The organism is Lacticaseibacillus camelliae DSM 22697 = JCM 13995 (assembly GCF_001436615.1).
GTDB classification, from domain to species: domain Bacteria; phylum Bacillota; class Bacilli; order Lactobacillales; family Lactobacillaceae; genus Lacticaseibacillus; species Lacticaseibacillus camelliae.
Genome location: NZ_AYZJ01000007.1, coordinates 1 through 14,293 on the forward strand (window position 1 = coordinate 1; position 14,293 = coordinate 14,293).

10 protein-coding genes are annotated in these 14,293 nt (G+C 56.9%); 8 read left to right on the forward strand and 2 right to left on the reverse strand.

Annotated elements, in window-relative coordinates; translation table 11 throughout:
* Positions 1 to 36 precede the first annotated feature (36 nt).
* Positions 37 to 1,344: a D-serine ammonia-lyase gene (locus FC75_RS00850; protein WP_056988820.1), complete on the forward strand. Its 1,308-nt coding sequence runs from the start codon at positions 37 to 39 to the stop codon at positions 1,342 to 1,344.
* Positions 1,345 to 1,476: 132 nt separating this feature from the next.
* On the opposite strand, the gene plsY is transcribed toward FC75_RS00850, so the two are convergent.
* Together plsY and FC75_RS00860 are read right to left on the reverse strand one after the other, a co-directional pair.
* Positions 1,477 to 2,109: a glycerol-3-phosphate 1-O-acyltransferase PlsY gene (gene plsY, locus FC75_RS00855; protein WP_056988806.1), complete on the reverse strand. Its 633-nt coding sequence runs from the start codon at positions 2,107 to 2,109 to the stop codon at positions 1,477 to 1,479.
* Positions 2,106 to 2,696 carry a GNAT family N-acetyltransferase gene (locus FC75_RS00860; RefSeq protein ID WP_054665194.1) on the reverse strand — a complete coding sequence of 197 codons (591 nt, stop codon included), beginning with the start codon at positions 2,694 to 2,696 and terminating at the stop codon, positions 2,106 to 2,108. Before FC75_RS00860 ends, plsY begins: the two co-directional genes overlap by 4 nt.
* 269 nt (positions 2,697 to 2,965) lie before the next feature.
* On the opposite strand from FC75_RS00860, the gene parE reads away from it, so the two are divergent.
* The 7 genes from parE to FC75_RS00895 all read left to right on the forward strand — a co-directional run bounded on the left by parE (position 2,966) and on the right by FC75_RS00895 (position 14,206).
* Entirely contained in the window at positions 2,966 to 4,978 is a 2,013-nt protein-coding gene (gene parE / locus FC75_RS00865) for a DNA topoisomerase IV subunit B (protein WP_056988808.1), read from the forward strand.
* Positions 4,978 to 7,428 carry a DNA topoisomerase IV subunit A gene (gene parC / locus FC75_RS00870; protein ID WP_056988810.1) on the forward strand — a complete coding sequence of 817 codons (2,451 nt, stop codon included), beginning with the start codon at positions 4,978 to 4,980 and terminating at the stop codon, positions 7,426 to 7,428. Before parE ends, parC begins: the two co-directional genes overlap by 1 nt.
* A 292-nt stretch (positions 7,429 to 7,720) precedes the next feature.
* Entirely contained in the window at positions 7,721 to 9,982 is a 2,262-nt protein-coding gene (pflB, locus tag FC75_RS00875) for a formate C-acetyltransferase (protein ID WP_056988812.1), read from the forward strand.
* A gap of 167 nt (positions 9,983 to 10,149) precedes the next feature.
* Complete coding sequence (gene pflA / locus FC75_RS00880) at positions 10,150 to 10,983, forward strand: pyruvate formate-lyase-activating protein (RefSeq protein WP_056988814.1); 834 nt, start codon at positions 10,150 to 10,152, stop codon at positions 10,981 to 10,983.
* A 147-nt stretch (positions 10,984 to 11,130) separates the two neighbouring features.
* A complete protein-coding gene (locus FC75_RS00885; protein ID WP_056988816.1) occupies positions 11,131 to 12,096 on the forward strand; it encodes a LysR family transcriptional regulator in 966 nt (321 codons plus the stop codon).
* 38 nt (positions 12,097 to 12,134) lie between these two features.
* Positions 12,135 to 13,067 carry a manganese-dependent inorganic pyrophosphatase gene (locus FC75_RS00890; protein WP_056988818.1) on the forward strand — a complete coding sequence of 311 codons (933 nt, stop codon included), beginning with the start codon at positions 12,135 to 12,137 and terminating at the stop codon, positions 13,065 to 13,067.
* Between the two features lie 53 nt (positions 13,068 to 13,120).
* Complete coding sequence (locus FC75_RS00895; protein WP_054665191.1) at positions 13,121 to 14,206, forward strand: M42 family metallopeptidase; 1,086 nt, start codon at positions 13,121 to 13,123, stop codon at positions 14,204 to 14,206.
* Positions 14,207 to 14,293: the final 87 nt, after the last annotated feature.

A 14,293-nucleotide genomic window follows, 5' to 3' on the forward strand; every position in this document is an offset into this window, starting at 1 on the left:
CATGGCCTTTTTGGTCTAGTCGCTAAGGTGTTGCACTTGAATTGTAAACTGGGGGAGACAAAATACCCGGTGGTTAGAGACTTGGCCGCAGAAAAGGAAACTCTGTGGATCAACCCGGATTACGGGAAGGCCGCCGACTTAGGCCTCACCCGCGCCGATTTGTTTGACGCCTCAGCGCGCTTGGACCGGTTTGCCCCTTACATGGCAGTCGCGTTTCCTGAAACGGCGAAAACCGGCGGGATCCTTGAATCCCCACTGCGCCGGCTAGAGGCGATGCAGGCGGACGTGACCAAGCGTGACGGCTACGCTTTGCCCGGTGACTTGTACCTGAAGGTCGACAACGAGCTGCCCATTAGCGGCTCCATCAAGTCGCGCGGTGGGATTTACGAAGTGCTCAAGATTGCCGAACAAGTGGCTATTGACCACAAGATGCTGGTTTACGGTGACAATTATGCCAAGCTGAACGCGCCGGAATTCAGGGATTTGTTCAGCCATTACGGAATCGCGGTAGGGTCGACTGGGAACTTGGGCCTGTCCATCGGGATCGTGGCCGCGAAGCTCGGCTTCAACACCACCGTCCACATGTCCAGCGACGCCAAGCAGTGGAAGAAGGACACGTTGCGGTCGGTTGGCGTCAACGTCGTCGAATACGATGGCAGTTTCACGACCGCCATCACCACCGGCCGCGCGCTTGCGGCCAAAGATCCTTCTGTTTTCTTCATCGATGATGAAGGCAGCAAGGACCTGTTCCTGGGTTACGGGGTGGCCGCCATTCGCCTGCAAAAGCAGCTGCGGGACCAAAACATTCAGGTAGATGAAGACCACCCGCTGTTTGTTTACCTGCCAGCAGGGGTCGGCGGCTCTCCTAGCGGCACGACCTTTGGGCTCAAGCAGATCTTGGGCAAGAATGTCCACGCGATTTTTGCGGAGCCGACGCACGTGCCATCCGTGTTGCTGGGGATGGCAACCGGTATGAACAACGGCATTTCCGTTTACGACATCGGGCTGGACGGGCTGACTGAAGCTGACGGGCTTGCCGTTGGCCGACCATCGCGGCTGGCCGGCCGCGTGATGAAGACGCTGCTCTTGGGCATCACAACGTTTGACGATGAGCAGGTGATGGCCTACACCGCAGAAATGATGGATACCGAAGACATCAAGCTGGAGCCTTCTGCCATCGCCGGCTTTGCCGCCATGGCGGCCAGCCAGCAGTACCTCAGCAAGCACTTCAACATGCCAAACGCGACCCACATTGTCTGGGCCACCGGTGGCATGCTCGTGCCGGAATCCGAACACGCGCGCAACTACAAGATTGGCGAGGCACTGCTGAAGCAAAGCAAGTAATTTGGTGCGGGAACGGCGTTGAGGACGCAAACAGAGACCGCGTATGCAGCGAGTCGTGGAACTTTTGTGCTCCGGATCCTTTTTAACGGTCAGAAAAAATGCCAGGGCGGTCAGGCCTTGGCGTTTTGCGTTCTATTTGGATTTGTGCTTAGCCTTGCGCTTGCGCAGGTACTGGCCGAGCCCGAACGGCACCATGTTTTCCGTGCCGTTTTTGATGCGGGCAAAGTTGGCGCGGTGGCGGACCATGATCAGGATCCAGATCAGCGCGGCCACCGCCGTCAGGATCCAATCATGCATGAACAGCGTCGCGATCGTGATCAGGAACATGCCCAGCGTTGAGGCCACCGAGACCATGCTGGAAAGCAGCACCAGGCTGATGAAGACGATGCAGCAGAAGACGAAAAACGGTGGGTTGTACGCCAGCGCGATGCCGGCAGACGTGGCGACTGCCTTGCCGCCCTTGAAGCCGATGAAAATCGAGCAGGTGTGACCGAACACGGCGGCCAGGCCGACCAACAGCACCAGCCAGTGGGGATGCAGGCCGAACAACATCGGCAGGCTGGCCCCGAGCGTCCCTTTCAGGATGTCCATCACCAGGACGATGGTGCCGCCGACCGGGCCAAGCACGCGGTAAGCGTTCGTCGTGCCGATATTGTGGGAACCAGCGGTCCGAATGTCCTGGTGAAAAAAGGCGCGTCCGACCCACACCCCGCTGGGGATGGAGCCAATCAGGTAGGCCAGAATGAAGCATAAGGCGAGAATCATGACTGAGTTCCTTTCTTGGCAAATGATTTGGCAGTCAGGCACATGGTGAAAGTGGTGTGCGGCTGGCCGTCGAGCATGAGATCATTTTCGATGGCACCAGTTTGCCTGAAGCCCACTTTGCGGTAGACGTGCTGCGCCCGCGGATTGAAGTCGAACACATCGAGGGTGAGCGCGGCTAGGTGTAAGTAGTTGAAGGCATGGGCCGCCATTAGGGTTAGTGCGCTGGTGCCGATGCCACGTTCGGTGGCATCGTCGGCAATCAGAACGCGCAGGTTGCAGGTGTTGTGCTCGGCGTCGTACTCGTTCAGGACGACCTCGCCGAACAGCTGCCCGCTGACTGCGATGGCCAAGTCCAGCCGGTCCGGTTGCTGATTGCGCGTCTGGTACCAGTTGATGATCTTGGCCGTTTCCTGTTGGTCAGCCGGAAAGCGGTCGTTGGCACCCGGCGTTTTGGTCAGTGCACCAGTGTATAGATTCACCTGCGGCAGCGCCAAGATCGCGAGCATCCGCGGAATGTCTGCGGCGCGAAACGGGCGCAGAGTCACCGGCTCCTGAGTGAGCGTGGGTTTAGTGAGAAAATCTGGCATGGGGACCACCTTTGATGGAGAAATATCAGTGTTTCCAGTTTACCATTTTTTGACGGCAAGGCGAATCTTGCGTAAAATAGGTTATTTGAACAAGCATTCGCTGCTTGCGGTTTAGCAGCGAGTTTTCGCGAAATCAATCACCGGATAAGTGACGGGCAGACCAGCCCTCGAGCTCCGGCCGCTTGGGTGAGCGCCTTGGAAAAATAGCTTTCATCTGAGCCTGCGTCTGGTGTATTGTAATTGAAGTTGCACGAAAAGAGGAGCATTTAATGGCAAAAGCAAGAGAAGCATACACCGATTCATCGATCCAGGTCTTGCATGGCCTGGAAGCCGTGCGGAAACGGCCGGGGATGTATATTGGCTCAACCGATGCCCGTGGCTTGCACCATCTGGTTTACGAAATTGTCGACAACTCGGTCGACGAGGCCCTCGCTGGGTATGGGGACACCATTGCCACGACGATTCACGAGGATAACTCGATCACGGTCAAGGACCACGGGCGCGGCATGCCAACGGGGATGCACGCGTCGGGCAAGCCGACCATCGAGGTCATTTTGACGGTGCTGCACGCCGGCGGGAAGTTCGACCAGAATTCCTACAAGACCTCCGGTGGCCTGCACGGGGTCGGCTCCTCGGTCGTCAACGCCTTGAGCGAGTCGCTGACTGTGCGCGTTGTCCGGGACAAGCAGGGGTTTGAGGAGCACTTCATCAACGGTGGCCATCCCGATGGCGGTCTGCAGAAACTGGGTAAGGTCAACGAGCCCAACGGGACGACCATCACGTTCAAGCCGGATCCGACGATTTTTCAGACCACGACCTACAACTTCGACACGCTGTCCGAGCGGCTGCGCGAGTCGGCCTTTTTGATGAAAAACATCGTGTTCACCCTGACCGACGAACGCACCGGCCGTGCCGAGACGTACCACTATCCGGACGGCTTGGTCAGCTTCGTCAAGTACCTGAACGAGGACCGCGACACGGTCAGCCCGGTCTTTAACTACGAAGGCGAAAAGGACGGCATCATTGTTGATTTTGCCGGCCAGTACAACGACGGCTACTCCGAAAACACGATCAGCTTCGTCAACAACGTGCGCACTGGCGACGGCGGCACGCATGAAGTCGGCATGCGCACGGCGTTGACCCGCGCGTTCAACGATTTTGCGCGCAAAGTCAACCTGCTGAAGGACAAGGACAAGAACCTGGAAGGCTCCGACGTCCGCGAAGGGCTGGCCGCTGTGCTGTCCGTGCGCATCCCCGAGGAGATTCTGCAGTTTGAGGGGCAGACCAAGGGCAAGCTGGGCACCCCGCAGGCGCGCGCGGCCGTCGACTCGGTGATTTACGAGAAAATGAGCTTCTGGCTCATGGAAGGCGGCGATGACGCGCAGGAGCTGGTCAGAAAAGCCTTGCGTGCGCGTGAGGCCCGCGAGGCCGCGCGCAAGGCCCGGGATGACTCCCGCACCGGTAAGCGCAAGAAGAAGGATCAGGGGCTGCTTTCAGGCAAGCTGACCCCTGCCCAAAGCAAGGACGCCAGCAAGAACGAGCTGTACCTGGTCGAAGGGGATTCGGCGGGCGGCTCGGCCAAGCAGGGCCGCGACCGCAAGTTCCAGGCCATCCTGCCGCTGCGAGGCAAGGTCTTGAACACGCAGAAGGCCAAGCTCCAGGACATCGTCAAGAACGAAGAAATCAACACGATGATCTACACCATCGGTGCTGGCGTCGGTGCGGAGTTTGACGTCAAGCAGGCCAACTACGACAAGGTCATCATCATGACTGATGCCGATACCGACGGGGCCCACATTCAGATCCTGCTGCTGACCTTTTTCTACCGCTACATGCGCCCGCTGATGGATGCCGGGCGGGTCTACATCGCGCTGCCGCCGCTTTACCGCTTGCAAAAAGGCAAAGGGGCGAACGTGAAAATTGCCTACGCCTGGACCGATGAGGAGCTGGAAAAGGAAACCAAGAAAATGGGTAAAGGCTACGTCCTGACCCGGTTCAAAGGATTAGGCGAAATGAACGCCGACCAGCTTTGGGAAACGACCATGAATCCGGACACGCGGACCCTGATCCGGGTGCACGTCGACGACGGGGCCCTGGCAGAGCGCCGGGTCACCACGCTGATGGGCGATCGCGTTGAGCCGCGCCGCGAGTGGATCGAAAACAATGTCGACTTTGACATGGACGAGGAAGGCTCGATCATGGAAACGAAGACCACCGACCACTCCGACATGCAGTTCGGGGTCAAGCAGATCAAAAAGCAGCTTTCGAAGAAGGGTAAGTAATGGCAAATCACATTCAAGAAATGACGCTCGAAGAGGTCATGGGGGAGCGCTTCGGCCGCTACTCCAAGTACATCATTCAAGAGCGTGCGCTGCCGGATGTGCGCGACGGCTTAAAGCCGGTCCAGCGCCGCATCCTGTTTGCGATGAACCAGGACGGCAACACGTTTGACAAGGGCTTTCGCAAGTCCGCCAAGTCCGTCGGGAACGTCATGGGTAATTTTCACCCCCACGGCGATTCGTCGATTTACGAGGCGATGGTGCGCCTGTCCCAGGACTGGAAGCTGGAAGAGCCGCTGATCGAGATGCACGGGAACAACGGCTCAATGGACGGCGACCCGCCGGCCGCGATGCGGTACACCGAAGCCCGACTGTCGAAGATCTCCGGCGAACTGCTGAAGGACATCGACAAGGACACCGTGGAAATGGTGCTGAACTTCGATGACACGACCGAGGAGCCGACCGTGTTGCCGGCCGCCTTTCCCAACCTGCTGGTCAACGGCGCGACCGGGATCTCCGCCGGGTACGCGACGGACATTCCGCCGCACAACCTGCGTGAAGTGATCAACGCGCTGCTGTACCTGATGAAGCACTCAGACGCGAGCCTCGAGGACCTAATGAAGTTCGTGCAGGGTCCCGATTTTCCGACCGGCGGTATTATCCAGGGCCTGGCCGGCATTCGGCAGGCTTACGAAACCGGCCGTGGCAAAGTCGTCGTCCGCTCTCGCACCCACATGGAGACCCTGCGCGGCGGCAAGCAGGAGATTGTGATCACCGAACTGCCTTATGAGGTCAACAAGGCGCTGCTCATCAAGAAAATCGATGAGCTGCGGCTGGCCAAGAAGGTCGATGGCATCGCCGAGATCCGTGACGAGTCCGACCGCTTCGGCCTGTCGGTGGTCATCGAGCTGAAAAAAGAGGCCAACGCAGAAGGGATTTTGACCTACCTGTTCAAAAATACCGACCTGCAGATCAACTACAACTTCAACATGGTCGCCATCGCGGACCTCAAGCCCAAGCAGTTGGGCCTGAAGCCAATGCTTGAGGCTTACCTCAAGCACCGGCGTGAGGTCGTCACTCGCCGCACCCAGTACGACCTGAAGAAGGCCGAGGCGCGCCAGCACATCGTGCAAGGCTTGATCAAAATGATCTCGATTCTCGATCAAGTCATCCACACCATTCGTCAAAGCGCCAACAAGGGCGACGCGAAGAACAACCTGGTCGCCCAGTATGACTTTTCCGTTGAGCAGGCCGAAGCCATCGTGTCCTTGCAGCTGTATCGGTTGACCAACACCGACATCACGGCGCTGGAGGAAGAGGCCGCTCAGCTGGCCAAAAGCATTGCCGAGTACCACAACATTTTGGATCACCCGGCGGCGCGCGATGCCGTGATCGAGCAGGAGCTGTCAAGTATCGCGAAGACCTACGGCAAGGACCGCAAGTCGACGATTCAGGCCGAGATCGAAACCCTGGAGGTCGACACCGCGGTTACAGTCACTGACGAGCGCGTCATGGTCTTGGTCTCCCGCGACGGGTACATGAAGCGCAGCTCGTTGCGGTCGTACCAGGCCGTGGCGGCCGCGGATAATGGTCTCAAGGACAACGACTTCCCGGTATTTGAGCGGGAAATGGGCACACTGCAGCACCTGTACATTTTCACCAGTGCGGGCAACGTGATCTACCGGCCGGTCCATGAGCTTGAAGATTCACGCTGGAAGGACGCCGGCGAGCACTTGTCCCAGGCGGTCGGTATCGGCACCGACGAGCACGTCATCGCCGCGTTTGGGTTTGACTCGCTGGACGCCAAGGGCAACTTTGTCTTGGGCTCGTCTGACGGTTATATCAAGCAGACGGCGCTGGCCGACCTGCAGCCGCAGCGCAACTACAAGAGTCGCCCGATGGTGGGCATGAAGCTGAAGGCCAAGGACGCCTACGTGACGGATGTCTACTTCGCCCAGCCTGAGTCCAAGCAAACCGTTTTTGCGGTGACGAACCAGGCCTACGCGCAGCAGTTTGAGCTGGCGGAAGTCAGCGTGATCGGCGCGCGGTCGACCGGGGTCAAGAGCATGGCGCTCAAACCGGGCGACTGGGTCGTCAACTTCATCCTTGCCGACGACCCACAGCAAACCGAGGTCGGCATCCTCACCCAGCGCGGCGCCTTCAAGAAGATGAAGCTGAAGGAAATGGGCGTCGGCGCCCGGGCGCGGCGCGGCTTGATGGTGCTGCGGGAACTCAAGCGCGATCCGCACCGGGTGGTCGCGATGAGCAAGGTCGACGACAACACGCTGATCACCGTGGTCACCGACAAGGACCAGCAGGTCGAGCTGACGGTCAGCAATTATCCGGACGGCGATCGATACTCGAACGGATCGTTTGTCCTCGATACGGACAGCGTCGGCACGCCGAGTTTCATTCATCTGAGCCAAGTCTTAGCAACGCCGGAAGAAAATTAAATTTTTCTGAAGAGGCCTTCGAGGTCTCTTTTTTTATGCCTGTTACAATACACGGGGTGTAAAACTGTAGTACAGATACGTGAGACAGGGGCTGAATGAAACCGCGTCAAATCAGCTTTTTAGTCAAAAAAGTTTGTGAATTGGTTACCGAAATTTACAATCAAGACACATTACTGGTAGTGCTGCCATTGCCCATTTAAAGGCAAAGAAAAGGCTTGCACAGTACTTGTGACGTGTTATACTAATTAAGTAAGAACTGTGGTAAAAGTTCAACAATTAGGAGGCTATCCAGATGAAGCAGTTAGACAAAACTGACGTCAAGACCTACTGGGAAGGTTTTAACGGCGGCGACTGGCAGGATGAGATCAACGTTCGCGATTTCATTCAGCACAACCTGACACAGTACAACGGCGATGAGTCATTCCTTGCCGGCCCAACGGAAGCAACCACGATCTTGAACAATCAGGTCCTGAACCTGAAGAAGCAAGAACGTGCTGCTGGCGGTGTGCTTGATGCGGACACCAAAGTGGTCGCAACGGTCACCAGCCACGGCCCGGGCTATCTGAACAAGGATCTGGAAAAGATCGTTGGTCTGCAGACCGACAAGCCATTCAAGCGTGCGTTCATGCCTTTCGGCGGGATCCGGATGGCCGAGGATGCGCTTAAGTCCTACGGGTACACCCCAGATCCGGAAATGCACAAGATTTTCACGGAGTACCACAAGACTCACAACCAAGGCGTGTTCGATGTTTACACCCCAGACATGCGCAAGGCGCGTCACTACAAGATTGTTACCGGCTTGCCAGATGCATACGCCCGTGGCCGGATCGTTGCTGACTTCCCTCGGATCGCGATTTACGGGATCGACGCTTTGATGGCTGCGAAGAAGGCCGACTTTGAAAACATCGGCGACGGCGAAATGACCGACGATGTGATCCGGCTGCGCGAACAGGTTTCCGATCAGTATCGCGCCCTGAATGACATGAAGAAGATGGCGGCAAGCTATGGCTACGATATTTCCAAGCCTGCCACCACCGCTCAAGAAGCCATCCAGTGGATCTACTTCGGCTACCTGGCGGCCGTTAAGACGCAAAACGGGGCTGCGATGTCTGTTGGCCGGATCGACACGACGATCGACGCCTTCATCGAACGCGATTTCAAGCGCGGCATTTTGGACGAGAGCCAAGCACAAGAGTTGATCGATCACCTGGTGATGAAGCTCCGCATGGTTCGCTTCATTCGGACCGAAGAGTACAACTCCCTGTTCTCAGGTGACCCGATCTGGGCAACCCTGAGCCTGGGCGGTGTCGGCTTTGACGGCCGTCACCACATCACCAAGACGGCGTTCCGCTTCCTGAAGACGCTGGACAACATGGGTGCGGCGCCTGAGCCAAACATCACGCTGCTTTGGGACGAGAAGCTGCCAGAAGGCTTCAAGCGCTACGCCACAGAAGTGTCCATCTCCAGTTCGACCATTCAGTACGAAAATGACTCACTGATGCGCACCGAATGGGGCACCGACTACTACGGCATTGCCTGCTGTGTTTCCGCTCAGCCGATCAAGGACGGGGTTCAGTTCTTCGGCGCCCGGGCAAACCTGGCAAAAGCCATCCTGTACGCCATCAACGGTGGGATGGACGAAATCGGCGAGGCCCAAGTTGGTCCTGAAACCGAGCCAATCACTTCCGACGTCATCGACTACGACGAATTCATGAAGAAGTTCGATGTCCAGGCCGGCTGGCTTGCTGATGTTTACGTCAACGCCTTGAACGCGATTCAGTACATGCACGACAAGTACTACTACGAATCCGCTCAGCTGGCGCTCAAGGATACTCGCCTGAACTACACCTTCGCAACCGGGATCTCCGGCTTCTCCCACGCGGTAGATTCCATCTCCGCGATCAAGTACGGTAAGGTTCACCCGATTCGCGACGAAAAGGGTGTTGCCGTTGACTTCAAGGTCGAAAATGACGACTATCCACGCTATGGGAACAACGACGATCGCGCTGACGACATTGCCAAGTGGCTGATCAAGTACTTCTACAACAAGATGAACACGCACCACCTGTACCATGGTGCTAAGCTCTCGACTTCTGTTCTGACCATCACGTCCAACGTGGTTTACGGCAAGAACACTGGGACCACGCCTAACGGTCGCAAGAAGGGCGAACCATTCTCACCTGGTGCTAACCCGGCTTACGGTGCTGAAAAGAACGGTGCCTTGGCTTCCCTGATGTCCACGGCGAAGATTCCTTATCACTACGCCACAGATGGGATCTCCAACACGTTCGGCGTCACGCCAAACACCTTGGGCCACGACGATGAGACCCGCAAGGACACGCTGGTCCACATGATCGACGGCTACATGGAGAACCAAGGGATGCACCTGAACATCAACGTCTTCAACAAGGAGACTTTGATCGATGCGCAGAAGCACCCAGAAGAATACCCAACCTTGACGGTCCGCGTCTCCGGTTACTGCGTCTACTTCGCAGATCTGACCAAGGAACAACAGGACGACGTCATTGCTCGGACCTTCTTCGAGGAAATGTAATTTACTTTCATGTTCGGTGCGTTCCGCTGCCGAGCAGTGTGCAATTCAAACAATTCGCCAAAGCGGGAGCCTCGGAAACGGGACTCCCGTTTTGCCCAGAGGCGGCAAAATCACTTGCCGCTTGCGGGCAAAACCGGGTATGCTGAAGCTGACAGGAGGCAATGTTGATGAAATTGATCGATAATACCAAAACACCGCTGAACGTGCTGGATTCGATCGGCGTGGAGGATGAGGGGCCAGTCAAAGGCTACGTGCACTCGCTGGAAAGCTTTGGCTCCGTCGACGGCCCCGGCATCCGCTTCGTGGCCTTCTTGCAGGGCTGCCGGATGCGCTGCCAGTACTGCCACAATCCAGACACCTGGAACATTGGCGTCGGGACTGAAATGACCGCCGATGAGCTGCTGGACAACGCCGAACGCTACCGCGCCTTCTGGGGTGAGACCGGTGGCCTGACGTGCTCGGGCGGTGAGTCCCTGGTCCAGATCGACTTTTTGCTCGACCTGTTCACCAAGGCCAAGGCCCGCGGCATTTCCACTTGCCTGGATACCTCAGGAGGGCCGTTCACGCGGGACGAGCCGTGGTTCTCGAAGTTCAAGGAGTTAATGAAGGTCACCGATATTTCGCTGGTCGACATCAAGCACATTAACTCTGCTGAACACAAAAAACTCACCGGGATCGGCAACGAGAACATCCTCGACATGATCCAGTGGATGTCCGCCAACGGCTGCGACATGTGGATCCGCCACGTTCTGGTGCCAGAGCGCACGGACTTTGACGTCTACCTGAAGCAGCTGGGAGATTACATCAAAACTCTAAATAATGTTCAAAAAGTTGAAGTGCTGCCTTACCACACCTTAGGGGTCAAAAAGTATCACGAATTGGGCATTACCTATCCTTTGGAAGGCATCGAACCGCCGACTGCTGACCGGGTGAAGAATGCGGAACAACTCCTCCACACGGCAGACTACACCGGCTGGAAGACCTGGAAGCCGAGTTTTTGAATTTAGATGATTGTAATGATAAGAAGGAGTAGCTTTTGGTTGCTCTTTCTTTTTTTGTACCTTATTATTAAGTAAGTGATTTTTTGCATGATGATGGAGTTGATCGTGGTTTTGACCTGGGCGGAGACCCGAATGAAGGAGTAGAGCATGAAGACAAAGCAGGAAAGCATTTTTTCGTCGAAAACACTGTCGTATTTCTTGCAGCTTGCTGACACGATGAATTACACGCAGGCGGCGCAGTTGTTGGGGATCACCCAGCCGGCGCTGACGCAACAGATCAAGAAGCTTGAGCGGACCGTGGGGGCCCCGCTCTTCTACTCAGTGGGGAAGAAGCTGCACCTGTCGGACGCCGGGCGCACGATGCTCGAGGCGACGCATTCGATTTACGAGACTTTGAACCAGGCGACTGACGAGATCCAGCAGGCCAGCAACGCCAATTCTGGGGTGATCAAGATCGGCATGCTGGCGTCGGTGGAGTCCTCGGCTTTCATCGGCTTTTCCGCCGAGTACTACAAGCAGAACCCGGATGTGCAGATTGTGTTCTTGAACATGACCCGGCACGAAATCTGGGAGCAGCTGGAGAACAACCAAATCGATTTGGCCATCATGTACCTGCCTGACGACACCATCAAGAACTGGAAACCGTACGAAAGCCGCAAAATCGTTGACGAGCAGCTGCTGTTTCTGCACCACAACGAGAAGCTCGCCAAGCGCAAGCGCGTCCACTTCCGCGACACCTTGGCTCAGCCATGGGTGACATACCCGGATTCCTACTTCCTGTCGTACTTCCTGCATGAGGCCTACAAGAACCAGATGGTCGACTACCCACACATCGTGGCGCAGTTCACCACACCGTTTCAGCTAATGCAGTTCCTGAACCTCACCGGGGTGAACACGGCGCTGCCGACGTCCTTCTACCAGGCACACCAGGACGAGATCGACGCCTACGCGGTCGCTTTCGAGCCGGCGGTGTCGTTCGAGCTGGCCTTCATTTTCCGCAAGGGCAAGGACACCATTCCGCGGGTCGAGCAGTTCCTGAACAGCTTCGACGCTTACCTGGAGAAGAAGGATTACCTGTCGCGGGTCGCTGAGAACCGTGTTAAACTGAACTAGTACGCGTAAAGCGCAATACTGAAAAAGGGAGTCACACCATGACAACATTGATTTTTGGTCATCAGAATCCAGATACCGACGCCGTTACTTCCGCGATGAGTTTCGCGGAATACCAGAAGCAGCTCGGCAACACTGATGTTGAGGCGGTCGCGTTGGGCGAAGTGAACGCTGAAACGGCTTTTGCGCTCAAGACCTTCAAGAAGGACACGCCGCGCGTGATCAAGACGGCTGCCAACGAGACCGACACGGTCATGCTGGTCGACCACAACGAGTTCCAGCAGAGCGTGTCTGACATCAAGGACGTCACGATTGCGGCCGTAGTGGACCACCACCGGATCGCCAACTTCGAAACGGCCGCACCGCTGTTCTACCGCGCTGAACCGATCGGCAGCTGCAACTCTGTGATTTACGAAATGTTCCAGGAAAAAGGGTTCAAGATCAGCCCGCAGCTGGCCGGCTTGATGGCCAGCGGGATGATTTCCGACACCTTGCTGCTGAAGAGCCCGACGACCACAGACGTTGAGCGCAAGGTTTTGCCTGAACTGGCGAAGATCGGCGGCTTTGACCTGCAGGAATACGGGCTAGCGATGTTGAAGGCTGGCACCAACCTGGCAGCCAAGTCCGACCTGGACATCGTCGAAGGCGACGCCAAGAGCTTTGATATGGGCGGCACTTCGGTTCGCATTGGCCAGGTCAATGTCGTTGACCTGAACGAGGTCTACGAGCGTCAGGCAGCCATTGAGGCAACCATGAAGAGCGAAGCCGAAAAGAACGGCTACGATTCCTTCCTGCTTTTGGCCACCAACATCCTGGACTCCGACACCACCGGTTTCTTCTACGGCAAGAACGCCGACAAGCTGGAGGCCGCCTTTAACCAGAAGTTCGATGCCAACCACCGCATTGCCCTGCCTGGTGTGGTGTCCCGCAAGAAGCAAGTTGTTCCACCGCTGCAAAAGGCGTTTGAGGCGTAATTGGATCAAGGCTCAGGCAGTTGCCGGGGCCTTTTTTGGTAGGAGGAATAGCAATGAAAGAGCAAACTCAGATTGATCTGATCAAACAATTCTCAGACGCGTACGGCGTGCCGGGCTTTGAACAAGACGTCGTGCGGCTGTACCGCGACCAGATGAAGCCGTACGCCGATGTTAAAATTGATGGCATGTTCAACGCGTTGGCGGCACGCAAACAAAACCGCGGCAATCGGCCCGTGGTGCAAATGGATGCGCATGCCGATGAAGTCGGGTTTATGGTGCAGGCCATTCGCCCCAGCGGTCTGATCAAGTTCGTGACACTGGGCGGCTGGGTGCCGACCAATGTGCCAGCAATGCGCGTGGTCGTGCGCAACAAGCGCGGTGAGTACGTTCCAGGCGTTGTGGCGACCAAGCCGCCGCACTTCATGACGGCAGCAGAACGGAACGCCGTGCCGACGATTGCCGGGATGTCGATCGATGTTGGCAGCACCTCGCGTGAGGAAACGCTTGAGGATTACGCCATCGACACCGGCTGCCCGATTTTCCCTGACGTTAAGTGCGAGTACGACGCCAAACATGGCATGTTCTTCGGCAAGGCCTTCGATGACCGGATCGGCGCCGCGGCGCTGATCGACACATTTGACAACCTCAAGGATGATGACCTGGCTGTCGACGTCGTGGCCGGGCTGTCGACCCAGGAAGAAGTCGGCCTTCGCGGCGCTTACGTCACTGCGCGAAAGGTCGATCCCGACATCGCGATCGTTTACGAAGGCGTGCCGGCTGACGATACGTTTGAGCCGGACTGGCTCTCGCAGACGCGCGTCAAGGCTGGGCCGATGCTGCGTGATTTGGATACGACCTACATCGCCAACCCGAACTTCCAGCAGTTTGCGGCCGACCTCGCCGACGAGCTTCATCTGCCGTACACCCGGGCCGTCCGGACGGGTGGGGGACAGAATGGAGCAGCGATTGGCTACTGGAAAGGCGTGCCAACCATCGTTGTCGGCATTCCCGTGCGCTATGAGCACACCGCTTATACATTTACCGCGCTGAGCGATTTTCAGGTTTCCAGCAAGCTGGGCACCGAGATCCTGCGGCGACTGGATAAGGAAACCATCGAGTCGTTTAATTCCGTCGATTAATCGAAATTACCGTGGCAGCTGGTCATTTGTCCTCCCCAGTTTACAATTCAAGTGCAACACCTTAGCGACTAGACCAAAAAGGCCATG